Origin of the sequence: Pseudomonas sp. 21LCFQ010, from assembly GCF_024129905.1 — a bacterium.
In the GTDB taxonomy this organism is placed as follows: Bacteria; Pseudomonadota; Gammaproteobacteria; order Pseudomonadales; family Pseudomonadaceae; genus Aquipseudomonas.
In genome coordinates, this window is record NZ_JAMYDZ010000004.1 from 229,766 (window position 1) to 253,652 (window position 23,887).

Genomic DNA, 23,887 nt, shown 5'->3' on the forward strand with positions numbered 1-23,887 from the left:
AGCTGCCGAGCATTCTGGGCAAGCTCTATATCGCTCCAACTTTCCAATTCAATCGCTTTATCTAACTCTACGTTTGCGCTTCGATAGCCGACAACGCTCCGCTTTAGCATCTGAAGATCAGCATCCTCAGTAATGCATAACGTAATACTCACCATTCTTTCCTTAGACTGTTACATAACCAGAGCTGGTCTTTCTCAATGCACCCAGATCCATTGCGGCCTGGAAAAGCTTTATTACTCGCTTGTTTCCGACACGGAGCGTTGCTGCAAATTCTCGGACGGTTATTCGCGTCCCTGATGGTGTTGCCTTGGTGATTCCTAGCAGATTCTGCATTAGCTCAGTATCACCGGACCCGAACAGCTCGTGTTGCTGCCCGGTTATCAGAAGTGTTGCTGGTGTTTCCTGGATAACACAGCCTGTTGCCTGCGTTACTTTTTCGGCTCCTGCCGTTTTTACTGGTAGCTGACACACAGAATCTCGGCTCAATCTCATAGCAGTTCCTATAAGGGCCGGTACTGTTTCCAGCGCTACAGCAAAACCCGCGCACAGCAGCACGATGATAAAGATCGGTAACTGTGAGGTGCCGATGACCTGAACTTGTAAATGACCAGTTTCGGCTGAGAGCCGATCGTGCCTTTTAAGCTCACCCTCCCTCTTTGCCGCGATGCGAGCTGCCCCACCTTCTTCGAGCTCCATGGCTTTAGTAACCATGCCTCGCTCTCTAAGTTGATGTGCTTGCTGCCCGATTGAGCGAGCTTCATCATCTAGGATACGCAGCTGACCAGAGCTCTCAGCCAATTGCTTCTGCAGATCCAATACCCTCTGCTGAGAAACCAGGTGACGAGCCTGTCCGCTCATCATCGACGTTAGTAAACGATCGTAGGTTGCCCATGCTGAAACTATTCCCAGGATCACGGCAGAAGCGATCATAAGCCACGCATAGGTACGCTTTCGCTCAGCCAGTAAGCCCATTGCGATCGGCCAGGCAAGGTACTTGTACAGATCGAGGACAACCGCAGCTGATGCAAACACCACTGCCAGCAGCGGGTCGCTGATCAGCGCTTTCATGGCCATGAACACTGATAATGCAGTGACACTGGACAGCGTGATGGCAATCGCTGCCATCGGCACTCGCGCACGTCCACACATTAGGTAATTAGACACGGTTCCCTCCATTATCTTCAGATACGCAAGTACGTAGCCGCGAATGCAGTGAAAGCACGCTCTCTCGCGCTTCACGTAAATCCCTCTGCAGAAGCAAGACTTGTTCTTCAAGTACACACTGAGCTGAGCGACCTACCTGTCTACCGATCCAGTAGATCAATCCCATGGAAAATGCTTCAAACAGAATCAACGAGGCGAAAATCAGGATCTGGTGGGCAGTAGTCACAGACCAGCCTCCCTGCCCTGGATCTCGCAAAGAATTCTTCTTGTGCATTCCTCTAAGAGCAAAACGGCGACATCAAGTGAACTGGGTAAAAGCACAGGCATCATCAATGTGCGACCGCAGAGAACGAAATGAAAAATCGACCTCTGGGCGGGTCGCCCTGAAGGCGTTATTACGAGCAGCAGCTCAGGAACCTCTACGGGCAACAAGAACACGCCATGCAACTGAGTCACAGCTACGTTAAGTACAGTCTTAAGGTCACAAATGGCGTGCAGAACAATCTTTTCCCCTGGTCGATGCCCAAAGTCACTCGCGTTCGCGTGTTCGTCGATCAGTTGCTCTATCCGGGTTGGAGTCGCTCCGCTCTTAGCCACCGTCGTAAAGGTCGTGTGGCCGAAAAGGGTAACGGCAACAGATACATCAGCCTGGTCAGACTTAAGCATCACTTGAGCGGTATCAACCACCACGTTATCGGTGGTCCTAACCAAAGGGAACGCGCTGAAAAACGCCTGGGATTGGACCTCGGGGAGCTGACCGGCCAACAATGATCGTGCGTCATCGGAAAGGGTGACAACATGCATTCGCTTTCTCCGTCGAGATTTTGGACCTTACAGCCACGACAAAACTGACGGAGAAAGGAGAACTAACGGACTCATTCAGCGGCAGCGTGTGACCTCCACATCACGCCGCCAATATAGGAACACCCATAATTTATGTCAATAGGAATACCTGTATTGTTGATATTTTTGATCGCTTAGCTTGCTACGAAGGGTGCTGGTTGGTCCATTTTAAACGAGCTGTTCCATGCTCTATGCGGGTCACGCGGACGCTTTCCTCGACATCCAGTTGTTCCAGAAAGCTGTCCCAGTCGTCCGCACTTTCCTCGGGCTGGCGGACGATGATTGTCTGCCGCCGGCTCTGCGCAGCGGAACTGTTGATCTGGCGGAAGATGCGCTTGATCAACAGCTCGTATGGGGAAGACGACTGGCGGCTTGCACCAGGTGAAACACATTGCAGCATGAAGGCTCCTTGCTATCACTGTACGGACGAACAGTATATTCACAAAGATTTTACGTGCAAGCATGGGCTTACCAGTCTTCGCTAGCGACCCATGCGCCTGTGCGCCTATTGATCTGTAGAACACGGTGCTGACCAGTACGGGAGATCAGTTGCACATCGATAACCGGCGACGTTCTATCGGTTGATCCGATACCACGCATGTAGACGACGATCCGCTCAAAGGTATCCATAACCAACTGTCTCACCTTCTCGCGAGCATCCGCATCTAGCTGCATAGTGCGATCAGCTAACTCTGCCCAAAGCTCTGCCTTGGCTGGTTGAGCGGCCCTCGCAACCATCAGCAATTCACCATCGAGGCGCATGATTTCAGTCTGGATGTCTGCTTGATGAGCTTCAAGCTCACGAGCTTTGCGAAGCCAAGCCACCGGCGGGGCGTCATCGTCAGCCAGCATTGCATCGGTGATCTTGGACAACTGCTGGGTGATTTTCTCGCTTTGGGCCTTGGCCAGCACAATCTTTTGCCGAACCCCCTGCCCGCCGTCGCCTTCCTGAAGGAGACGCTGCAGGTTGATCTGATCAGAGCAGTAACTGAGCAAAGCTCGCTCAACGGGAGCCACGCTGCTCGAACCACTGGCGGGACAACTGTTGTTATTGCTGTATGCATAGCACTGGATACGTCGATGACCATCAGCCATCTTACCGTCTGACTTTCGCCGTCTACCCATGATGTTCTGCGCGGTGACTGCAGTTCCGCAGTAACCACAGTACGTGCGGCCCATCCCGGTTATGATTCCAGGAATTTCACCGTGCCCACGACGCCGCTTACGCTCGCCAGTGAGTTGGTGCAGCTCTGCCCATTCTGAGTCTGATAGCAAACGGGGGTAGTAATCTTCTAAGACATACTCCTCGCCTTCCACAGACAGTGGCTTCGCTCCGCGTAAAGCCTGCAGATGAATAAGCCGGCTAATTTGCGGCACGGTTGGGCCTTTGCCCACGTATGTGAATCCTTCCTGCTTCAGTACTTTAACGATCCTACTTGCGCCCATTCCCTCATGGTAGAGCTGCAATGCGCGCTTGATAGTAGCCACGCGCTCCGGGATGACCTCCCACCCACTGCCTGTACATTTCAACCAGATAGGATCCTGGCCGTTGCGTATAAGCCCGCGATACATGCCTGCTATCCAGCCTTCACACTGCCTGCGAATCGCTGCCTTCACTCGCTTGCTTTTGGTGTCGGACTCTTCGTATGCCCGGATCATCACAAGGAGTGAATAGACCAGGTCCATTGGCTGGGTCTTTAGGCCGGCACGATTGTATTCACGGCCATCACTTGCAGTGACCACCGAAATGCCGGCGTTGATGATCTGTGCAAGTTGCGCCTGTGCCTGGATCGGTTCCGCACGGCTCAACCGATCTAGGCCTTCAACAATGAGAACAGAGCCACTGGCAATGCGACCATCCTCGATCGCTCTGAGAAAAACCCCCAAAGCCCCCTGGGTAATATGCCGCTGATGGTATGCGGACAGGCCTTCGTCGCGCATCGACAGCGAGGCATCAAGGACTAGGTTCTTTTCTGCTGCCCAACGCTGGGCATATTGAAGCTGACGATCAGCGCTGCTCCCCGTGCTCTGACGGGAATCTGAAAAGCGCATGTAGCTGTAAACACGCGCGCCGTTTTTTGCCATTTTGAATAGAGACCCTTATGAAGATCATTCAATCATGACAGCAAACGTGAGGTGTATAGGAAGAATCTCGCTGGGTGTTCCCAGACTCAAGAAGCCGATCTCCCCGCTCCAGTCACGGCGCGGGTCATGCTCAAGGTAGGCATATACCTTGCGCTCGCGGATGCGCCAGACCGGGTAGGCCTTGCGGGTCGAGATCACGTCATAGGTCAGGTTGGGATTGAACAGGGAAGCAGCAGTCATGGCAGGCTCCGAGAGGTGGAGTGGCTGACTGCAGGTTGAAGCCACGGGAGTGAGGCAGGATAGACCAGCCTTATTCGATCTTGTTGAATCGAGCCGACCAGTTGCATGCCATCGACGCATTTGGCGCGTCGATGGCAGCCTGACGGTCAGCAAACCGCAGCTTGAGGCGGGTTACTTGCCGGTGGCTTGCTGCTGGCGTTGCAGCAACACTTTGGTCACCCGCCGCTCTTCGACACCGGTCACCTTCAACGACCAGCCTTGATGCTCCAGCTGGTCACCGATCACTGGCAGACGATCGAGCAGGCTCATCACCAGGCCGGCCAGCGTCTGGTAGTCCTCGGTGACGCGGGCCTGGAAGCCGGTGCGCTCGCGGATCAGGCTGAGGTTCAGGGCACCGGAAACAACGAAGTCCTCGCCCTGGGTGACGATATCCGGCCCGGCCATTTCACTGGCATCGGGCAACTGGCCAGCGATCGACTCGAGGATGTCGGTCATGCTGAGGATACCGATGAAGTCGCCGAACTCGTTGACCACAAAAGCAATGTGCGTCGACTCTTTACGCATTTGCTCCAGCGCATTGAGGATCGAAAAGTTCTCCAGCAGGTTGATCGCCTTGCGGACCATCAGCGCCATGTCCGGCTGGTTACCGGCCAGCAGCTCACGCAGCAGCTCTTTCTTGTGCACATAGCCCAGCGGCTCATCGATCCCGGCCTCGCCCACCAGCGGCAGACGCGACACCGACGAATGCATCAGCTTGAGGCGGATCTTGTCGGCGTCGTCCTTGAGGTCGATGTATTCCACCTCGGCACGTGCCGTCATGACTGTGCGGATCGGCCGTTCGGCCAACTGCAGCACGCCACTGATCATCACCCGCTCACGACGATCGAACACCGCTTCGGTGCCGCCGGCAGAGTCAACCATGTCGCTGATTTCTTCATCGACAGAGCCCTCTTCGAGTTGGCGGCCACCCAGCAGGCGCATCACCGCATGGGCAGCGCGCTCACGACGCGGCAGGCTGCCATGCGCGGACGCCTTGCGGCGCTTGCGGGCAACCTGGTTGAACACCTCGATCAGGATCGAGAAGCCGATCGCCGCGTACAGGTAGCCTTTCGGGATGTGGAAGCCCAGGCCTTCGGCGGTCAGGCTGAAACCGATCATCATCAAAAAGCCCAGACACAGCATGATCACGGTCGGGTGCCGGTTGACGAAGGTGGTCAGCGGCTTGCTGGCGACAATCATCACACCGATCGAGATGATCACCGCGATCATCATGACCGACAGGTGCTCAACCATACCGACGGCGGTGATGACCGCATCGAGCGAGAACACCGCATCGAGTACCACAATCTGGGCAACGATCGGCCAGAACAGCGCGTAAGTGCCGGTGGTGGCGCGCTGGCTGACATGGCCTTCGAGACGTTCGTGCAGTTCCATGGTGGCCTTGAACAACAGGAACACACCGCCGAACAGCATGATCAGGTCACGGCCCGAGAAGCTCTTGCCGAACACCTCGAACAGCGGCGCGGTCAGGGTCACCATCCACGAGATACTCGCCAGCAGGCCCAGACGCATCAGCAGTGCGAGGGTCAGGCCGATGATTCGCGCCTTGTCGCGCTGATGCGGCGGCAGCTTGTCGGCCAGAATGGCGATGAACACCAGGTTATCGATACCCAGTACCAGTTCCAGAATGATAAGGGTCAGCAGGCCCAGCCAGGCCGTGGGGTCAGCAATCCATTCCATGAGGTCAGTTCTTTTTCTTGGAAAAATATAGGGCAAACGTCAGCAAACGGCGTTGGACAGCCGGGCTTTGCTCAGAGGAAGAAGCGCTGACACGGGGAAGGCTTGGCAGGACGCCGGGCCGAAAGAGTTTGCGTTGAGGCGGGTCGCAGAAAGGTAGATGTGCAAGGGCGCGTGCACAGCGACTGGGGGGTTCCTGGAGGGTGTTCATAAAATCCTGAAATTGAATGCGGGACAGAAGCGTACAACAACGAGTCACAATTACCATGCAGAATATTTATTACAAAGCTTGACGGCATTTCGAAATCATCGTGCCTGCAGCCACACGCTGTGACAATTGACCGCACCCAAGATCGTGCCAGTTGTCTGACAACCGCAGATTACTACTGGAGTTTCGAGCATTTTTTGTACTAAGATGTTGCAACACAGACAAGCGTACGTCGAAGCCTCAAGAAGCGACTGTTCCTGAAGGCTGATTGCAACGCCCCACGACTTGATCTCCTAATAAAAAGAAAGCCCGTCCTATGACGGGCTTTTTTCGTTTTCAGCATTTGCATTGCCTGATCTGCCGGTGCGCTGCGCAAGCGCTGACCGGCCAACCCATTCGATGAAATTGAGGTTTTTTCCCATGCTGCGGTACGTTGTATCCCACCTGTTCCAATGGCTCAAACGCTTCTCTTCGGAACAGGACCCTCGCCATCATGCTGACCAGCCCTACTCGCGCGACTTCACCCGTGAAACCGAACGCGAACAAAGCTGGAGCCTGAAGTCGATCCTGCTGGTCGTCGCGCTGAGCTGCTATTGCCTGGGCGGCCTGGGTTACTACGCCAAGACCCAGATCTGGGACACCATGACCGACGCACAGAAAGAACAGATGGCCCAGGCCATGATTGCCAGCTCGCAGAACCTCTGAGCCGGCAGGTTGCAGGACCCGACGGGGAAGCCATTGGCTTCCCCGTTTGCATTTAACCGGCCTGATCCGGGGCTGCTACCATACACGCCCTTTGATCAACGACTCGCGCCATGAATTCCGAAGCACTCGCCACCCTGCACCAGCATCTGCTCACCGCCCTGGACCCCGCCCCGGCTGAAACCCGTCGCTTGTTTCACGGCCGCGGGCGGGTCTGGCCGGGGCTTGAACACCTCACCGTGGACTGGATGCAGGGGGTGGTGCTGGTGGCGCTGTTCCGCGAGCCGGCGGCCGAGGAGCTTGCTGCGCTCAAACAACTGCTGCAGGAACTGACCAATAGCCAGGCATGGCGCAACAGCAAGGCCCATAGCCTGCTGCTGCAACACCGTTATACGGCGCACAGCGATACCGAGTGGCTGATCGGTGAACACCGGGATCACTGGCTGATCACCGAGAGCGGCCTGCGCTACAAGCTCGATTTCGGCCGCAACCAGAATACCGGGCTGTTTCTCGACATGCGCTACGGCCGCGACTGGGTACGGGCCCAGGCCAGTGGCAAGCGAGTGCTGAACCTGTTCGCCTACACCTGTGGCTTTTCGGTGGCGGCGATTGCCGGCGGTGCTGAACAGGTGGTGAACCTGGACATGGCCAAAGGGCCGCTGAATCGTGGTCGGGAGAATCACAAGCTCAATGGCCACGAAATGCACCGGGTGAGTTTTCTTGGCCACGACCTGTTCAATTCCTGGGGCAAGGTGACCCGCAGCGGCCCCTATGAGCTGATCATCATCGACCCGCCGTCGTTTCAGAAAGGCAGCTTTGTGCTGGACAAGGACTACCAGCGGGTGCTGCGCCGCCTGCCGCAGTTGCTCAGCCCCGGCGGTCAGGTGCTGGCCTGCATGAACGATCCGTTGGTCGCGTCGCAATTTCTGATCGAACAGACGGCCCGTGAAGCCCCGGCGCTGCGCTTTGTCGAACGGCTGGACAACCCGCCGGAGTTTGCCGATGCCAGTGCCGAAGGCGGGCTGAAGGCACTGGTGTTCACGCTGGATAATTGAGGAGGTTGATCATGTCGCTACACCCCAAGCCCGGCGCCGTGCTGTTCGGCAAAGATCTGCCGCGTCTGGCGCGGTTTTACTCGCAGCTCGCCAACCTGAGCATCACCCTGGAAGAGAACCGGCTGATGGTACTGGAGTCCGATTCGTTTCAGCTGGTGCTGCACGCCCTGCCGCCGGCGGTAGCGAAAAAGCTGGTAATCGATAGCCCGCCAAAGCTGCGCACTGACCTGCCGCTCAAGCTGGTCTTGCCGGTGGCCAGTCTTGCTCTGGCACGGCAACAGGCCAGCGAACTGGGCGGTGGCCTCAATCCGCTCGACCAGCAATGGCAAGCGCGTAACTTCAGTGCCTGCGACGGCTTCGACCCGGAGGGCAATGTGCTGCAGTTTCGTGAGGATGCGCCTGCGCAAAACTGAAAACATCCTGCTTGATCAGCAGTCATACCCATAAGAGATGGCCGGCGAGGATCGAGCGATGAGCTTCATGGTGTACGTGGGCGTGCTTGGCGTCTTGCTGATGCTGCTGGCCCTGACCTCTTCCTGGCTGCGCTGGCTGCCGGTCACCACCTCGGCGCTGTGCCTGCTGTTCGGTTTTGCCATCGGCCCGGCGGGCCTGCAACTGATTACCCTGGATGTCCAGCGGTCGCATGAATGGCTGGAGCGGCTGACCGAAGTGGCGGTGTTGTTCTCGCTGTTCAACACCGGCATCAAGCTTCGCCTGCCCTTGCGTGCCAGAGCCTGGCACTCGGCCTATTGGCTGGCCGGCCCGGTGATGCTGGCCAGCATCGTTGGCATGGCGCTGGTTGCCCATTACCTGCTGGCGTTGTCCTGGGGGCTGGCGGTGTTGCTCGGCGCAGTGCTGTCACCGACCGACCCGGTGCTGGCCAGCCTGGTGCAGGTCAATGATGCCCAGGATCAGGATCGGCTGCGCTTCGGGCTGTCCGGTGAAGCCGGGCTGAACGACGGCACGGCCTTTCCCTTCGTGATCCTGGCTCTGCTGCTTCTGACCCAGGAGGGCGCCGTGCAGGACTGGCTTGGCGCCTGGGTCCTCAAACACCTGCTGTGGGGCGTGCCGGCCGGTCTTTTGCTGGGCTATGGCATGGGCCGCGGGGTCGGGCAGTTGATGATTCATCTGCGTATCCGCAACGCGGACAGCACCACATCGCCCAATGACTTTCTCGCTCTGGCGCTGATCGCCCTGTCCTACGTTACCGCGCAGGCACTCGGCGCCTTCGGCTTTCTGGCGGTGTTTGCCGCCGGCTTCGGTCTGCGCCAGGCCGAGGCCCGCATCACCCATTCAGAGCTGCCCTCAGAACACGTGGCGCAGCCGGTCCTGGCGCACACCAGAGTCGAGCGGGAGCGGGCCACGGTGACGCAGATCGAAGAACTCAGCGACTCACAACTGGCCGCCGGGGTGATGATGGGCGATATGCTGCTGTTCGGTAACCTCATCGAACGGGCCATGGAAGTGCTGCTGATCACCCTGCTCGGCGCTTCGTTGGCACTGTACTGGGACTGGCGCGCCATACCACTGGGCCTGGCGCTGTTCTGCATTATCCGGCCGGCCAGCGTGTGGCTGCTACTCGGCCGCAAGCTGTTTGATGCGCGGCAAAAAGCCTTGGTGGGCTGGTTTGGCATCCGCGGGATCGGCAGCCTTTACTACCTGTTTTATGCGCTCGGTCATGGCTTGCAGCCACAGATCGCCCAAGGCGTCACGGGCCTGACCCTCTCGGTGGTAGGTTTGAGCATCATCCTGCACGGCCTGAGTACCCAGCCGCTGCTGGACCGTTATGAACGCCAATTGAGCCGGCCCGAGGTCCGCCAGGACTAATGGCAAGCGACCCGCATAGAGCGGCTCGATCATGCTATTGTCACAACCGATTGGACTGTGGCGGGCGACACACGCAAGCTTGCGCCTGTCATGAGTTGTGAGGGTGAAATGGCTGATTCCGTCCTGATGGACCGCTTTGCACGCAAGGTCGATTACCTGCGACTGTCGGTGACAGATCGCTGCGATTTCCGCTGTGTGTATTGCATGGCCGAAGATATGACGTTTCTGCCGCGCCAGCAGATCCTGAGCCTTGAAGAGTTGTTTCAGGTCGCTCAGGGCTTTGTCGCGCTGGGCACCCGCAAGATCCGCCTGACCGGTGGTGAGCCACTGGTGCGCCAGGGCATCGTGGGCCTGTGCGAGCGGATTGCCGCCCTGCCCGGCCTGCGCGAACTGTGCCTGACCACCAACGGTTCGCAACTGGGCAAGCTGGCAGCACCGCTGTTCAAGGCCGGGGTCAAACGCCTGAATGTCAGCCTCGACAGCCTCGACGCACAGCGCTTTCACCAACTGACCCGCACCGGCCACCTGCACCAGGTGATCGAGGGCATCGATGCGGCCAACGCCGCCGGCTTTACCCACACCAAACTCAACTGTGTGGTGATGCGCGGCCGCAATGACCACGAGATCAACGACCTGGTGGCCTTCGCCATCGACCGCCAACTGGACATCACCTTTATCGAAGAGATGCCCCTGGGGGCAATCAGCGAGCACAGTCGCAAGGAGGCGTTCTACTCCAGCGAGCAGGTCCGCGAGCGTATCGCCGAACGCTATACCCTGCTGCCCTCCACCGACTCGACCCAAGGACCGTCGCGCTATTGGCGCCTGGCTGAAGCCCCGCAGATCCGGATCGGCTTTATCTCGCCGCACAGCCATAATTTTTGCTCAACCTGCAACCGGGTCCGCTTGACCGTCGAAGGCCGGCTGTTACTGTGCCTGGGCAATGAGCATTCGGCTGATCTCAAGCAGGTCCTGCGCGATCACCCTGAGCAACCCGAGGTGTTACGCGAAGCGATTATTCAGGCGATGCAACTCAAGCCCTGGAGCCATGATTTTCGCCTGGACGATGAGGTGCAGGTGGTGCGCTTCATGAATATGACCGGCGGCTGATTAGCGCGGGTGTTACGACTTGCCCAATAATTTGGCGCGCAAGTCCGGGTTACTGGTCGAGGGGTCGAGCCAGATAGCGAAAAACGCCTCGGCAAATTGAGCGTCGCCAATGACATGCAGCAAACGCTTGCCAAGGTAAAAGCGTGCTTCGCGTCCCGGCACATAAACGCCAGTGATGGTCATGCCGGGTTCGACATCAATGAATGCCTGCTGCATTTCCTTACGCCACACGGCCAACTGCTCGGCACTGACCCGTGCACCTGAGGTTTGCTGGATCTCCTCAAGGCTGATGCGGATCAGATCATCGCGTGAAATGGCGCGGTGGTAAGTCAGTTCCAGCGCCAACGGCGCGCCCACCTTAAAAGGCACCACCGGGCTGAACAGGCGCGCGGTGTAGATATTGAAACCCCAGAGCCGCAGGTCGCCGGCCCCTACCATCCGGGCACTTGGGAGCGCTTCACGCCAGTCGGCCATTGCATTGGCGCAGGCTAACACCAAAGCCAGTGATAACCAGCGTAACGCGTTCATGGAGCAGCCCTCAAAAGAGGTCGTCAATCGATGACCGGCACAAGATGAGAAAAGAGCCAGCGGAATGGTCTAGACCTCAGTGGGCCAAATCAGCGCCACCCACTGGCTCTTTGATACATAACCTATACCACCCGGCAGAACTTGTATATTCAGTGAAATAACTTGTCTGAAATATGTAACATGCCCATGACAGATTCTTCGGGCTATTTGCGGATGATCGACGCAGCACAAAAAACCGGTACACAGGCTCCCGAGAGACTGCATACCGGTTTCAATTGGCCTGTTTCAAACGGTTTTGTCAGGCCACCCGGGCACGGGCATGAGCCTTGTGCCACTCATTACGCAACAGCCCCAACTGCTCTTCAACGAACGACAGGTCCGCAGCAGCCTTCTTGCCAACATAGCCTTGCCCACGGCGGAACATCTTCAGTGCAACACACAGTTGCGGGTGGGCGGCGCGAAACTCCTGCTCCTCGGAACAGGCCCTCATCGGATCCAGGCGCACCTCACCGCCATGGGTAACCCACAGCATATGGCTGTCGAGAGTATCCTTACGGGCGGCAAACAGACGAGCCAGCTCATCAATGGTCAGGTTGTGGATAGTCATGTTGATGCTCCTTCGCTCGTGCACTGTTCAATAGGCTTGATACATCGACTACGGACACTTCTGGAATGACCGGGAAACTGCGGTACGCAGCATTCGTCAGGTGACATTCGGACTTGAAGGAAATGCAGGTAGCCTTGACGGGAAGCCGCTACAACACAGCATCGAATCCGGGAGGCGAAATAGCGAAAGCCGAAAACTCGACGGGCGATCGGGAACAGATCAGCCACAAGCACGTCATGAAGTCGGTTCGCCAGCTCTTGGTCCTGTAACGACGCGGGCCGGGTCATCTTCGTCAATCTGCCTTGTGGGCAGCCTACATCCTGGAACATCCCGACGGCTTGTCGAGCCTGTTCTGTACACCTTTTTCAGCACTCCCGATCGGGGAGATGGCCTCATCATGCGTAATCGAAAGGCATGCGTCAACAGTTATGTAGTGTTTTTTTAAAGCCACTACATATCTTTACAAACCACTGGCGAATCAACTGGCGCCGCACTGTCGCGCAGCAAACATGAGACTTTGCAGGAGCGGCTTTAGCCGCGAAGCCTTCGCGGCTAAAGCCGCTCCTACGAGATATCCATTAAAAATCAATATTTTGCATCTTGTTTAACGAGAGCGGCTTTGGCCGCGAACAGCCTTGTTCACGGCCAAGCCACTGCTACGCAAGATCGCGCAGCAGCGTCGCCTTACTGGGTAAATGCGCTGTAGCTGTTGATCAGGTTGCGGTAGTTGGGGATCCGCTGGGACAACAGGTTACCCAGCCCTTCGATGTCGTTGCGCCAGTCGCGGTGCAGCTCGCAGGCCACTGCGAACCAGTTGACCAGTTGCGCACCGGCAGCGCTCATGCGTGCCCAGGCAGCCTGTTGCACGGTTTCGTTGAAGGTGCCGGAGGCGTCGGTCACTACAAACACCTCGAAGCCTTCAGCCAGTGCCGACAGGGTCGGGAACGCGACACAGACATCGGTCACCACCCCGGCGATGATCAGTTGCTTGCGACCCGTGGCTTTTACCGCCTTGACGAAGTCTTCGTTGTCCCAGGCGTTGATCTGGCCGGGACGGGCGATGTACGGCGCATCCGGGAACTGCTCTTTGAGCTCTGGCACCAACGGGCCGTTCGGGCCTTGCTCAAAGCTGGTGGTCAGGATGGTGGGCAGGTTGAAGAATTTCGCCAGATCGCCAAGGGCCAGCACATTGTTCTTGAACTCGTTCGGCGAGAAATCCTGGACCAGAGAAATCAGGCCGGTCTGGTGGTCGATCAGCAGTACGACAGCATCATCTTTGTTCAAACGCTTGTACGGGTTAGTGCTCATGATTGACTCCATTTTTCGAGTAAAGCCGGGTCAGGACGACCCGGCGGTTGCACGCAGGTGACACACATCAGAACAGGCAGAATCAGAACGCAAAGCACGAACAGCCAAACGCGCCCCAGAACCCCTGGAAGTCGCTGACCGGGGCATTGGAGAGACGGGCTTTTTCATGGCTATGGGAATGCACGGCGCACGGACCACTACACTGGTGAACCGCTGCCAGTACCGGTGAGGACGGGCGCCAGTGGCCCTGAACCTTGGCCACTGGCGACCAGTCTGGCAGCACCGCAATAGGTTTGGGTGCCAGCGGCTCGAAGTCGTCGGCGCCGTACACCACCTTGCCGTCGACCACCGTCAGCACCGACTCGATCCACTTGATGGCTTCCTGATCAACGCTAAAGAAGTCTGCCGACAGTGCCACCAGGTCAGCCAGTTGACCGACGCGAATCTGGCCTTTCTTGCCTTGCTCGGAAGAGAACCAGGCGCTGCCGTGGGTGAACAGCTCAAGCGCGGTCGCACGCGGCAAACCTTCCGGGTACAGTTCCAGGCCGCCCACCGTGCGACCGCTGACCATCCAGTACAGCGAGGTCCAGGGGTTGTAGCTCGATACCCGGGTGGCATCGGTGCCGGCGCCCACCGGTACGCCTTCAGCGAGCATGCGCTTGATCGGCGGCGTGGCCTCGGCGGCCTTGGCGCCGTAACGCTCGACGAAGTACTCGCCCTGGAAAGCCATTCGGTCCTGGATCGCGATGCCGCCGCCCAGCGCCCGAACGCGCTCGATATTGCGCGGGGTGATGGTTTCGCAATGGTCGAAGAACCATGGCAGGCCGTTGAACGGGATGTCACGGTTGACCTTCTCGAACACATCCAGCATGCGGCTGATCGATTCGTCATAGGTGGCATGCAGGCGGAACGGCCAGCGCTGCTCGACCAGATGGCGCACCACCGGTTCCAGATCGCTTTCCATGTCCGGGACCAGGTCCGGGCGCGGCTCGCGGAAATCTTCGAAATCGGCGGCGGAGAACGTCAGCATCTCCCCTGCCCCGTTGTGCCGCAGGAAGTCATTGCCCTGGTGAAGCTTCACCGAACTGGTCCAGTTCTTGAAGTCGGCCAGTTCTTCCTTGGGCTTCTGGGTGAACAGGTTGTAGGCGATACGCACCGTCAACTGATTGTCTTTGTTCAGTTGCTCGATCACCTGATAGTCATCGGGGTAGTTCTGGAAACCACCACCGGCATCGATGCAGCTGGTGATGCCCAGCCGGTTGAGTTCGCGCATGAACTGACGGGTCGAGTTGACCTGATACTCCAGTGGCAGCTTCGGCCCCTTGGCCAGCGTCGCGTAAAGAATCATCGCGTTGGGTTTGGCGACCAGCATGCCGGTCGGGTTACCACTGCTGTCACGCACGATCTCGCCACCCGGCGGGTTCGGCGTATCACGGGTGTAACCGGCGACCCGCAACGCGGCACGATTGAGCAAGGCGCGATCGTAAAGGTGCAACAGAAACACCGGGGTGTCCGGGGCGGCCTGGTTGATTTCTTCCAGGGTCGGCATGCGTTTTTCGGCGAACTGGAATTCGTTCCAGCCACCGACCACGCGCACCCACTGCGGGGTGGGCGTGCGCGCGGCCTGGTCCTTGAGCATGCGCAGTGCGTCGGCCACCGATGGCACGCCTTCCCAGCGCAGTTCCAGGTTGTAATTCAGGCCGCCGCGGATCAGGTGCAAGTGCGAGTCGTTAAGCCCCGGAATCACCGTACGGCCCTTGAGGTCGATGACCTGAGTGGCGCTGCCGCGCAGGGCCATGACTTCGGCCTCGCTGCCAACGGCCACGAAACGCCCGGCGCTGATCGCTACCGCGCTGGCCTGGGGCTTTTCGCGGTCGACGGTGTGGAATTTGCCGTTGAACAGGATCAGCTCGACAGTATTCATAGCAGTACCTTTGACTGAAGATTGAGAAGTGCCGGCCTGGCCGGCGAAGGAAAAGGCCGGGAGGATCGCCGCGGCAGCGCTGAGCAACGAGCTGTTGGCGATAAAGCGCCGGCGCTGCAGATCGGTGTTGTTGTCATCACTCATGGATCAGTTACTCCCTTTGTCTGAGGCTGGAGCATTCAGCCAGGCAGCGAACAACCGCGTGGCGGCGGGCATCATCAGGTACACCACCAACAAGACGATGGTCAGGGTGATCAGCACGTTACTCATCACATAACCTGACAGCAGCGGGCTCAGCCCCAGCACCGGCCCCCACAGCAGCGGCACCAGCAGGCTCAACGGCAGAATCACCAGGTAAGACACCACCGCCTGTTTCCAGCGCGGCGGCTGGCGCGCCTCTTCAACGCTTGAGTTGAACCAGAATTCGTTGTGGGGCGTGACCTGGGTCTGGTCACCGTCGGCCAGCATGGGTTCTGCCTCGCGCACCAGCTCGCGGCGCTGCGGCGAGTCCAGCCATTGCTGCATGGTCTCGGTAGAAGCAAAGCGCAAAACCGAGGTAAAGGCCTGCAGCCCGTCGCTGCGCCCACGCATGACATCCACGCCCAGATGGCCCTGCTGCTCGGCGGCGATGCTGACAATGCGCCGCAACCACTGTTCGTACTGCACTTCCAGGCCGGTCTTGATCCGGTGGCGGATCACCAGGGTCACGACTTCACGAGCTGACTCGCCCGCCGCTGCGTCGGGGTGAAGGGTGTCGGACATGCTCGGCGCTCCATGGCACGGATTGAGAAGCGGGCGTCGAACTGTTCAAGCCCGGCTTCGATGAGAGTGCGATGGTGCCGCTGATTGCCAGACGAGAATTGGATGCATGTGCTGTGTTGGCTACAGACCCGATACAAATCCTCAGATATCGCTACTGATTTCCGTTGTACGGCCGATAACCTGCACATAACGACATTGGAAGCCGTTTATGAACGCTATTACAGGCCTCACCCCGCTGAGCCCGCTGTACAAAACCCAGCTGAGCACCCCACTGCCCGTGCAGCCCGCCGGCCAGACTTCGGCCGATACCAGCCTGCCGGCGACCAGCGTCATCCTCGGTCAGGACAACAGTGTCAGTGACTCGCAGACCTATTCACGTCAGGGCCAAATGCCTGGTGCGCAGACCCATTACAGTTGGGAAGCGGAGGCCACAGACTCGCTCAGCGCCCTGATACTTGCGCAACTCAAATCAGGCCCGAGCGGCCCCCGCTTTCAGGGCCTGGGCGCGGCGTTGCTTGAACAACTGGCAGCCAATGGCGGTAAAGCCATTTCCCAATCAGTGCTTGCCTCTGGATCCGAGATCAGCGGACCTGCTGCACTCAAGCCGCTACAGGACGACCTACGCGCACACCCGAACAATAGCCTGACGTTTAGTCTGACAACCGCGTCCGGCGCCACTGTGCAGTTGTCTCTGGCCAGTAACGATCAAGGCCTGGCGGTCAATGCCGAGGTACTGGGCGGTGAGCTGAGCGCGAGCGAACTCAAGGGCCTCAGTGCTCTGGCCAGTTCTTTCCAGTCCGCCATCGATGGCCTGAGCCAAGTGCCGCCCAAACTGCAATTGGGCGAACTGACCCAACTCGATCCAAAACTGTTCACCTCACTGCAGCTCAACGCCAAATTGCAGACCCCGGACGGCGACCAGCTTTTCGAATTGCGCCTGGATGAAAAATCCCGCAGCGTCAGCCTGCAAGGTCCCAGTGGCGATCTGAAACTGGAGCTTGATGCCAGCAACCTTCAGTTGCTCGGCAACGTCACTCAGCGCCAGTCAGCGATCAACAACTACCTTGAACAGTTCGATGCCGCACAAAAACGCGGCCAGGGTGACAAGAATCTGATCAGCCTGTTCAAGGACGCCTTCGTTCAGCTCAACAGCGCTGACGACCAGCGCAGCGCAGCAGCCGAAGACCGGCTGAGCGAGAAGGACCGCACCTTGCTCAGCGGCCTGGCCGACTTCAGCGCCTCGATTAACGAGACCGAGCGCTACAACAACCCGATGCGGCCGCTGGAAGCCGAGCGCTTTAGCTACACTGTTTCGCAAACCAGCAGCGTCAACGATGAAAACCCGCTGGAGCTGGATGTACAGCAACAACAGCAAAGCGCACTCAAGGCGTCTTACCACCAGAGCCTCAATCCACTGGTCGCGCTGACCTTGAGCAGCGAGCGTGAATCTCAGAACTACCGCTACTACGAGATCAATGACCAGGCCAGCAGCAGCACCCGCATCGCGTACCATAAGGGCCGGCTGATCGAGGCCAGCGCCACTCAACAGTCCACCCAGAACGAGCGGGTCCGCACCTACGTCAATGGCGACCTGACCCGCGACCTGCAGACTCCGGCTTCGGTCACCGAGTCACGCAACCTGTTGAGCATGATCAACGAGGTGTTCGAGCAAGAGCGTATTTCACAGCGTGATCACCGTGTGTCGGTCCTTGAGGGGCTACTGATGCCGCAGCGCAAGAACTGGCTGCTGCAAAGCTCCGCCAGCAAGATTGCCGATTAAGCAGCACATCGCTCAGCCAATCGGCAGCGCCCTGCTCATGTAGTGGGCAATCCGCTCGCGCAACCTGCGCTCGGCCGGGTGGTTGTCATGGTCACCACTCCAGACCATCAACAACTCGGCCGGATTGATCGGCAACGGCGCAGATCGTTACGGTTCATGCTTTGCAACGCTGCTGATCAAAGGCGCGATGCGGCAACAGCAAGCTTAAATCCTGGGCGCAACGCTCGACCTCCCCTCCCTCCCCGCGCTAACACAATGAGTGCGAAGCCTCCTGCAACCCTGGCCACCCAATAACTCTGCTAGCAGACACCCCCGCGCCTGACGCCTGAAACTCACCGGGCATCGGCTTAGAGGGTGCTTACAAAATAGGCGAACGAAGGCAAGACAAGGCGAAATCGGGCGAAAAAGCGCGGTGTACATAAGCACATGAGCATTTTGACCGGGCTGGCGATCCAGGTCGATTTAAACGCCGTATTGCCGAGTGCAACCATTTGGTAGACACCCTCTACGGGCCAGCAATTCTCAAGGACAAGAACCAGGGCAGCCAATCGGGTTGCGGAGCAGATCATGGAAAAGATACTTCTGAAGCAGCTCGACCAGTTACCCAGGAACACCGGGCTGAGAATACAGGGAAACTTTGGGTCCTTATATTCCACCCTGGAGACCGGCAACCTGGTCAGCCTCGACATCCCCAACAAGACGCTGACCATACTCAATACGGTCTACAACAGAAACACGGTTCTCAACACTGACAATATTCTGTCAATCGAGTACAACCTGCACGGCGGTAACTATCCGTTAATGCTGGGCCACCAGGCTATTTTCAACACCAGCGCCCCTGAGAATAATGGCGGTAATATCCAGACCGGCGAATTCAATGCCTTCCTGCCTATTACCACGCTGATCGGCAATGCTGGCATGGGCCCGGTACTGCCGCTCAATTACTATTACTCACCCGATGTCGCATTCACCAAAGGCGGCTGGGCGCCGCGTTTCAGTTACTTCGTACTCTATGACAGCGGTGTGCTCAAATTACACTTGCACACCGGCGAGGCCATTACCGTCGCGCAGCCATTGGTGCCGTACTCGCCAATGCCAGGTCTTTATATCAGCAGTTTCAGTACCTTCAGAGCGACTCACGGGATTGAGGCGCAGGCAAAGATCATCCATAAGGATGGAACCGTAGAATGCATGACCCAAGCCTTTGAACCCGCGCCTGACCAGGAGGCCCCGAGTGTCGGCTCGGCGCTTTATGTACTACCTACGCAGATCACCAACAGCCTGGGCCACTCTCTGTACCTAAAATGGCGAATAGATCCCGGCATCTTGTTACATGAAGGGTTGCCAGAAAGAAGCGGCCAGAACGTGACCCTGAGCGAAGTCGCGGATGACCGTCAGGTATTACTGAGGACCGCGGTACTCAAGAAGAAGACCACATTCGCCGGCAAGGAAGTCGAACTCGATACCCTCGACTTCACCGAGTACCCCGACAAAGAGCCGGTCAAACGCTGCAACCTTTACCACAAAGACAACCGCCTGGTCAGGCATGAATGGTTCAACGCAGGCGCCGCCGAATCCCAGGAGTTCACTTACACCAACAAGCAACTCACTGCCATCGACTCCTCACGTGGTTTGAAAGAGACCATCAGCTACACGGCAGACGGTCGTATTGCGCGCTACAGCCTGAGCGGCAGCAATGCCTCATCAGACCTGGTGGAGGACTACACCTTCACGGCCAACGTCGCCAGGCAGACCAGAACCTTCGACGGCACCACAGTACTGAACGAACTGCACTACGACATCAACGACGTGTTGAGCAAACAGATCAGCAGCCAGGGCGATTGCGTCACAACCCGGCAATTCAAACGAGAGTTCGATAGCAAAGCCCAGCAGTACAGCCAGCAAACCCTGACCACCTACAGCAAAGGCGGCGCGCAGCGAACCGAAACCGAGCTGCAGGTCTACGAGGCCGCCGGCAACCTGATCAAGCAAGTGCAAGGCGACGTCACCACCGAGTACACCTACTACAAGGGTCAGTCTGTTGATTCGACCATCGTCACCAATACATCCACCTACTCGGACACGTCGGGCTTCCATGGAAAACTTGGGTTCTGGATAGACTACGGTCACCCGGCTGGCTGGGCGATGCAGGCGTTCGGCAAACAGGGAATGACCTGGGGCACCGTGGAGGACCGCACAGTCATACGCGAGCCGGTGCCGACCGACGGCGGCAAGACGCTTTACAACTTGCCGGTCAGCATCAGCCACCCCGGCGACCCCAACTACTTCCGCGTCAATGTGGAGTCGGAAAAACGCTACCGGACGGTGGATGGCAAACGGGTAGAGCTGAGCTGGACTTACTATGGCTATACAGAAATCCCGGTAAAAAGCCCTATGGTGCGCGGCGCGGCCGTAAAACCTTCGCTGAAACTGGTCATCCATGACCCCCAGTCCGACAACGGCATCTCTCTGAAGAATTGGCGTAACAGCCGCCTGGTGGTCCAGCAAACCGAGTACTACACCCAGACCGATACAGACTCGTTCGGCCGGATAAAATCCCTGAGCCAGCGGCTGCTCGATTCGAACGGCCAAGACATCGCCTTGTCCATCCAGAAAACCCGCTACGCCTATGCGCTCGAAGGCGACAAGCTGACCACCACCACGACCTTTGAGTCGGCCGAAAAAACCCAGGACACGAGTGAAGTCACGCACTCCATGCGCACCCAGCAACTGCTGTTCTCCAAGGACCAGAAAGGCAATAGCGTGAGCTACAGTTACGATGTCTATGGCCAGATGCTCAGCAAGGAAGATAAGGAGCAAGAAGCCACCAGTGCCAAACAGACCCGCTATGAGTATTCGCTGAGCAAGGGCTGCCCCACTGTCACCACGACCTTTCCAGGGGGTGAGCAATACCGGGAAATCCGTGACGCCCACAACCGCATCGCCAGTACCGAGGCGCGCCGCTCGAATGCTGCCAGCGTGGCCTGGAAACAGCTATCGACCACAACCTACGATGGCCTGGGCCGGGAAAAGCTCACCACCGAGTACGATTACCAACCCGCCACCGATGCCGCCACCGCCATCGTCAAGCGCCAACTGGAGCAGTTCTACGATGACTGGGGGCAGCCCTGCAAATCTCTGGTGGTGGGCGGAATGGCGCAATACCGCGAATACGATCCCATCACCCGGAGCATGGTCGAGAAACAGCAGTACCAGACTGCCTCATACCTGAGCCAGACCACCCAATACAACGCGCTGGGGCGCATTGAAAAACAGGCCTGGCGCGATGCAAGCGGCAGCGAATATCAGTCACTGCAATACCAGTACGACAACGCCGGGCGGGTCACCCGGCAAACCCCGCTCAAGGGGTCGGTGCAGCAATTTGCCTGGGACAGCTTCGACCGGTTGGTCAAGCTGAGCTGCGAAGGTATCGAACGCATTGTCGAGTATCCGGCGCACATCGCCTCGGCTCAGGCATCACGCCTGGCGATCAGCAAGCCGGCGGACACGTTCAACCATGAATGGGGCAGCCGTACCTTTGACGGCCTCGAACGGGTCACTGCCGAACAAGTGGCAGGCCGCAAGAAAACCTATAGCTATAGCGGCAGCAACGACTGGGGCCTGCTTAGCAGCGCCATTCCCCCGTCGGTCAACCTTGCGGGTCAGGTCAGCACCCAGCGCGGGTATGACGCCGCGACCACGGGCGTAAACCTGACGACCACCGACCGTGGCGGAGCAACCACAACCGCGACCTCGGTGTTTTCCATGCGCGGCCTGCTGCTGGAGCACCGCGACGACTTCGGCAACAAGACCCTCTACAGCTATGACTTGCTCGGCCGCCTGGTCAAGACCTCGGCACCGGGGGTCAGCACCCGCCTGAGCTACGACAGTAATGAGCGCCTGACTGAGGAAACTGTCACCGACGAGGTCGGCAAGACCTCGATGACCATCACCTACAAGTACGATGCCCAGGACCGCGAAACCGAACGCGCATTCAGCGCCAGCGGCTTGTCGACCCTGGTTGTGCGCCAGGCGTTCGACGCCGATGGCCGGCTGGCCAGCGTCAAGGTCCTGCGTGACGGCACCGAGACCTCCCAGGAAAGCTTTACTTACACCCCCGTTGGCCAGTTGGCGGTGTATCAATGCAGCGGCACGCAAAGGCCGGTGGATGCGCATGGTAAAAAGCTCAGCAAGCAGACCTTCAGCTACACGACGCTGGGCAACATCAGCAGCTGCGTCAGTGTCTTTGACGGCGGCCAAGACACAGCCACCTACACCTGCGATACCGCTGATCAGACCCAACTTCGTTCGATCAGCCATAGCGCAGCAGGCATCGCCACCGCCAAGTTCGACTACGATGCCTTGGGGCGACTGAAGAAGAACGAGTCAGGCTATACGCTGGACTACAACAGCAGCGGGCTGCTGAGCCAGATGTTCCGTACCGACGGTGGGTTCAGGGAATACAACTACCTGTATGACCAGGAAAGCAAGGTACGCTCGTGCTATGGCAGCGATTGCGAAGACACCTTCTACTACCGTGACGAGCAGCAATATGCCCGCAAGGGCTGGGTGATGATCAAAAACCTCTACCACAACCGCTTCTCGCTGCTGACCAACCAGAGCGCAGCCTGCGTCCTCATGCAGCAGACGCTCAAACCGCAAGGCGGCAGCGACACCACCACGCGCAGCTTTGAGCTCAAAAATGCCGCAGGCTCGGTTATCGCCAGTTACGATCTGACCGCCACTCCCAAGGCCCTGACCCTGTTCAGCTACACGCCCTTCGGCTACCGCCCCGACGATAAAACCCAACGCCACTGGCTGGGCTTCAATGGCCAGCCGTTGGACAGGCCCACCGGCCACTATTTGCTAGGCAACGGCGCCCGGGTCTACAACACTGCCCTGCAAGCTTTCCAGACCCCTGACAGCCTCAGCCCGTTCGGTGACGGTGGCCCCAATGGCTATGTGTATTGCAGTAACGACCCGGTGAACTTCAGTGACCCCAGCGGGCACTACGAGGAACTCACGCACTACAGCGCGGTGACCCACGAGGCACTGGCGCAGAACAGAGTCGTGCAGGCTGGCATGAACATGGCGATCGGGGTCGGACTAAGCCTGGCCACTGGCGGTGTGGGATCGGGTCTTGCCATTGCCGCACTGGGCCTGGAAATCACCTCAGGCGCGTTCGGGATCGCGGCGGCACTGCTGGCAGAACGCGACCCACAGGCGGCCAGTGCGTTTGCAGGGCTGTCATTTGCAACCGGAATAGCAGGCGCGATTACCGGGCTGGGCGCCGTCAGTAAAGTCAGCCGTTACGCCGGGGCTTCGGGAATGGGCGCGGCCATGAACTCCGAGCGCCGGGTGATCAGTGCGGTGAAGAGTGGCACCGAAAACACCACTAAATACGTCACCATGGGCGGCACGATGAAGCAACTGACCATGGTTCAGGACGATCTGTATACATTTGTCGACACGTACAAAGGTGGGAGCCGTCTAAATCTGTCGATCCATGGCAAAAGCCTGAGTTTTGTCGAAGAAGTCATATTGAATGAACCCTCTCTGGTCGTCATCAAAGGCAAGGGATATTCAGCAGCAGAAGTGTTGACGTTACTCAATGGCAAGGGCGTTGATCCCAAGCTCTATGACTCGACTCGATTGATTATTTGCTATTCAGGCAACGGAGGCGCCAATTCGTTTGCGGCACAATTCAGAAACCTGACCAACAAGCCCGTCAAAGCATTTGTGGGTCCGGTGACGGCGTCACACGACGGTGCTTTATTGGCAGACAAAATCGCAAAACTGAGCAACCTTTCACCTTCGGCACTAGGAGGACTTTCGGCAGAAGCGGCCTTGAGCAATTATGCCGCACAGAACTTCACGATCAACGTCGTAAAAAAAGCCAGCGACTTTCCGTTGAAACTTGAAAACCTCAAAAAGATAGCACTCCACTCGTACAACCCTGTGTACTTCTGAAGGTCCACGTAGGTGCCCGAACAGCATTGATCCGGGCACC

At 58.1% G+C, this 23,887-nt stretch carries 18 protein-coding genes and 1 pseudogene; 8 read left to right on the plus strand and 11 right to left on the minus strand.

The features are described 5' to 3' along the window. Positions 1–162: 162 nt before the first annotated feature. Positions 163–1,125, minus strand: a complete 963-nt coding sequence (locus NJC38_RS07555) for a hypothetical protein (RefSeq protein ID WP_253112829.1) — start codon at positions 1,123–1,125, stop codon at positions 163–165. 480 nt (positions 1,126–1,605) lie between these two features. Between NJC38_RS07555 and NJC38_RS07560 the strand changes: the two genes are divergently transcribed. Further along, a complete protein-coding gene (locus NJC38_RS07560) occupies positions 1,606–1,935 on the plus strand; it encodes a hypothetical protein (RefSeq protein ID WP_253112845.1) in 330 nt (109 codons plus the stop codon). A 214-nt stretch (positions 1,936–2,149) separates the two neighbouring features. Here the strand turns inward: NJC38_RS07560 and NJC38_RS07565 are convergent, their stop codons facing one another. The 4 genes from NJC38_RS07565 to NJC38_RS07580 all read right to left on the minus strand — a co-directional run bounded on the left by NJC38_RS07565 (position 2,150) and on the right by NJC38_RS07580 (position 6,072). Beyond that, positions 2,150–2,407 (minus strand): DUF1654 domain-containing protein, encoded by a 258-nt coding sequence (locus NJC38_RS07565; protein ID WP_253112848.1) that lies wholly within the window; start codon positions 2,405–2,407, stop codon positions 2,150–2,152. Between the two features lie 68 nt (positions 2,408–2,475). Further along, on the minus strand, positions 2,476–4,092 hold the full coding sequence (locus NJC38_RS07570) for a recombinase family protein (protein WP_253112850.1): 1,617 nt from the start codon (positions 4,090–4,092) through the stop codon (positions 2,476–2,478). A 24-nt stretch (positions 4,093–4,116) separates the two neighbouring features. Continuing rightward, positions 4,117–4,332 carry a hypothetical protein gene (locus NJC38_RS07575; protein WP_253112852.1) on the minus strand — a complete coding sequence of 72 codons (216 nt, stop codon included), beginning with the start codon at positions 4,330–4,332 and terminating at the stop codon, positions 4,117–4,119. A gap of 171 nt (positions 4,333–4,503) precedes the next feature. After that, positions 4,504–6,072 carry a TerC family protein gene (locus NJC38_RS07580; protein WP_253112854.1) on the minus strand — a complete coding sequence of 523 codons (1,569 nt, stop codon included), beginning with the start codon at positions 6,070–6,072 and terminating at the stop codon, positions 4,504–4,506. Positions 6,073–6,697: 625 nt separating this feature from the next. On the opposite strand from NJC38_RS07580, the gene NJC38_RS07585 reads away from it, so the two are divergent. The 5 genes from NJC38_RS07585 to moaA all read left to right on the plus strand — a co-directional run bounded on the left by NJC38_RS07585 (position 6,698) and on the right by moaA (position 10,968). Beyond that, positions 6,698–6,982 (plus strand): hypothetical protein, encoded by a 285-nt coding sequence (locus tag NJC38_RS07585; protein ID WP_045490842.1) that lies wholly within the window; start codon positions 6,698–6,700, stop codon positions 6,980–6,982. A 110-nt stretch (positions 6,983–7,092) separates the two neighbouring features. Next, positions 7,093–8,034, plus strand: coding sequence for a class I SAM-dependent methyltransferase (locus NJC38_RS07590; protein ID WP_045490840.1), 942 nt, complete (start codon positions 7,093–7,095; stop codon positions 8,032–8,034). 11 nt (positions 8,035–8,045) lie between these two features. Further along, positions 8,046–8,447, plus strand: a complete 402-nt coding sequence (locus NJC38_RS07595) for a hypothetical protein (RefSeq protein ID WP_253112856.1) — start codon at positions 8,046–8,048, stop codon at positions 8,445–8,447. Between the two features lie 58 nt (positions 8,448–8,505). Then, a complete protein-coding gene (locus tag NJC38_RS07600; protein WP_045490836.1) occupies positions 8,506–9,861 on the plus strand; it encodes a sodium:proton antiporter in 1,356 nt (451 codons plus the stop codon). 108 nt (positions 9,862–9,969) lie between these two features. Further along, a complete protein-coding gene (moaA, locus tag NJC38_RS07605; RefSeq protein WP_253112857.1) occupies positions 9,970–10,968 on the plus strand; it encodes a GTP 3',8-cyclase MoaA in 999 nt (332 codons plus the stop codon). Between the two features lie 12 nt (positions 10,969–10,980). On the opposite strand, the gene NJC38_RS07610 is transcribed toward moaA, so the two are convergent. The 5 genes from NJC38_RS07610 to NJC38_RS07630 form a co-directional block, all read right to left on the minus strand. Then, a complete protein-coding gene (locus tag NJC38_RS07610) occupies positions 10,981–11,496 on the minus strand; it encodes a chalcone isomerase family protein (protein ID WP_253112859.1) in 516 nt (171 codons plus the stop codon). Positions 11,497–11,794: 298 nt separating this feature from the next. After that, the gene (locus NJC38_RS07615) at positions 11,795–12,103 is read right to left on the minus strand and encodes a hypothetical protein (protein ID WP_045490830.1); all 309 of its coding nucleotides are present in this window, start codon (positions 12,101–12,103) and stop codon (positions 11,795–11,797) included. A gap of 684 nt (positions 12,104–12,787) precedes the next feature. Next, a complete protein-coding gene (ycaC, locus tag NJC38_RS07620; protein WP_045490828.1) occupies positions 12,788–13,411 on the minus strand; it encodes an isochorismate family cysteine hydrolase YcaC in 624 nt (207 codons plus the stop codon). A gap of 82 nt (positions 13,412–13,493) precedes the next feature. Continuing rightward, positions 13,494–15,335: an amidohydrolase gene (locus tag NJC38_RS07625; RefSeq protein WP_253113019.1), complete on the minus strand. Its 1,842-nt coding sequence runs from the start codon at positions 15,333–15,335 to the stop codon at positions 13,494–13,496. Positions 15,336–15,482: 147 nt separating this feature from the next. Further along, positions 15,483–16,097, minus strand: a complete 615-nt coding sequence (locus NJC38_RS07630; RefSeq protein WP_253112871.1) for an antibiotic biosynthesis monooxygenase — start codon at positions 16,095–16,097, stop codon at positions 15,483–15,485. Positions 16,098–16,305: 208 nt separating this feature from the next. On the opposite strand from NJC38_RS07630, the gene NJC38_RS07635 reads away from it, so the two are divergent. Further along, the gene (locus NJC38_RS07635; RefSeq protein ID WP_253112874.1) at positions 16,306–17,877 is read left to right on the plus strand and encodes a hypothetical protein; all 1,572 of its coding nucleotides are present in this window, start codon (positions 16,306–16,308) and stop codon (positions 17,875–17,877) included. Positions 17,878–17,889: 12 nt separating this feature from the next. Here the strand turns inward: NJC38_RS07635 and NJC38_RS07640 are convergent. Beyond that, positions 17,890–18,006: pseudogene (locus NJC38_RS07640) on the minus strand (LysR family transcriptional regulator); the annotation flags it as partial. Between the two features lie 438 nt (positions 18,007–18,444). Between NJC38_RS07640 and NJC38_RS07645 the strand changes: the two are divergent. Then, positions 18,445–23,847 (plus strand): RHS repeat-associated core domain-containing protein, encoded by a 5,403-nt coding sequence (locus NJC38_RS07645; RefSeq protein WP_253112877.1) that lies wholly within the window; start codon positions 18,445–18,447, stop codon positions 23,845–23,847. Positions 23,848–23,887 lie beyond the last annotated feature (40 nt).

Excerpts from the sequence above, each read along its gene's own strand:
- NJC38_RS07555 (WP_253112829.1), bottom strand. The coding sequence starts at position 1,125 with ATGGCAGCGATTGCCATCACGCTGTCCAGTGTCACTGCATTATCAGTG.
- NJC38_RS07560 (WP_253112845.1), top strand. The coding sequence starts at position 1,606 with ATGCAACTGAGTCACAGCTACGTTAAGTACAGTCTTAAGGTCACAAAT.
- NJC38_RS07565 (WP_253112848.1), bottom strand. The coding sequence starts at position 2,407 with ATGCTGCAATGTGTTTCACCTGGTGCAAGCCGCCAGTCGTCTTCCCCA.
- NJC38_RS07570 (WP_253112850.1), bottom strand. The coding sequence starts at position 4,092 with ATGGCAAAAAACGGCGCGCGTGTTTACAGCTACATGCGCTTTTCAGAT.
- NJC38_RS07575 (WP_253112852.1), bottom strand. The coding sequence starts at position 4,332 with ATGACTGCTGCTTCCCTGTTCAATCCCAACCTGACCTATGACGTGATC.
- NJC38_RS07580 (WP_253112854.1), bottom strand. The coding sequence starts at position 6,072 with ATGGAATGGATTGCTGACCCCACGGCCTGGCTGGGCCTGCTGACCCTT.
- NJC38_RS07585 (WP_045490842.1), top strand. The coding sequence starts at position 6,698 with ATGCTGCGGTACGTTGTATCCCACCTGTTCCAATGGCTCAAACGCTTC.
- NJC38_RS07590 (WP_045490840.1), top strand. The coding sequence starts at position 7,093 with ATGAATTCCGAAGCACTCGCCACCCTGCACCAGCATCTGCTCACCGCC.
- NJC38_RS07595 (WP_253112856.1), top strand. The coding sequence starts at position 8,046 with ATGTCGCTACACCCCAAGCCCGGCGCCGTGCTGTTCGGCAAAGATCTG.
- NJC38_RS07600 (WP_045490836.1), top strand. The coding sequence starts at position 8,506 with ATGAGCTTCATGGTGTACGTGGGCGTGCTTGGCGTCTTGCTGATGCTG.
- moaA (WP_253112857.1), top strand. The coding sequence starts at position 9,970 with ATGGCTGATTCCGTCCTGATGGACCGCTTTGCACGCAAGGTCGATTAC.
- NJC38_RS07610 (WP_253112859.1), bottom strand. The coding sequence starts at position 11,496 with ATGAACGCGTTACGCTGGTTATCACTGGCTTTGGTGTTAGCCTGCGCC.
- NJC38_RS07615 (WP_045490830.1), bottom strand. The coding sequence starts at position 12,103 with ATGACTATCCACAACCTGACCATTGATGAGCTGGCTCGTCTGTTTGCC.
- ycaC (WP_045490828.1), bottom strand. The coding sequence starts at position 13,411 with ATGAGCACTAACCCGTACAAGCGTTTGAACAAAGATGATGCTGTCGTA.
- NJC38_RS07625 (WP_253113019.1), bottom strand. The coding sequence starts at position 15,335 with ATGAATACTGTCGAGCTGATCCTGTTCAACGGCAAATTCCACACCGTC.
- NJC38_RS07630 (WP_253112871.1), bottom strand. The coding sequence starts at position 16,097 with ATGTCCGACACCCTTCACCCCGACGCAGCGGCGGGCGAGTCAGCTCGT.
- NJC38_RS07635 (WP_253112874.1), top strand. The coding sequence starts at position 16,306 with ATGAACGCTATTACAGGCCTCACCCCGCTGAGCCCGCTGTACAAAACC.
- NJC38_RS07645 (WP_253112877.1), top strand. The coding sequence starts at position 18,445 with ATGGAAAAGATACTTCTGAAGCAGCTCGACCAGTTACCCAGGAACACC.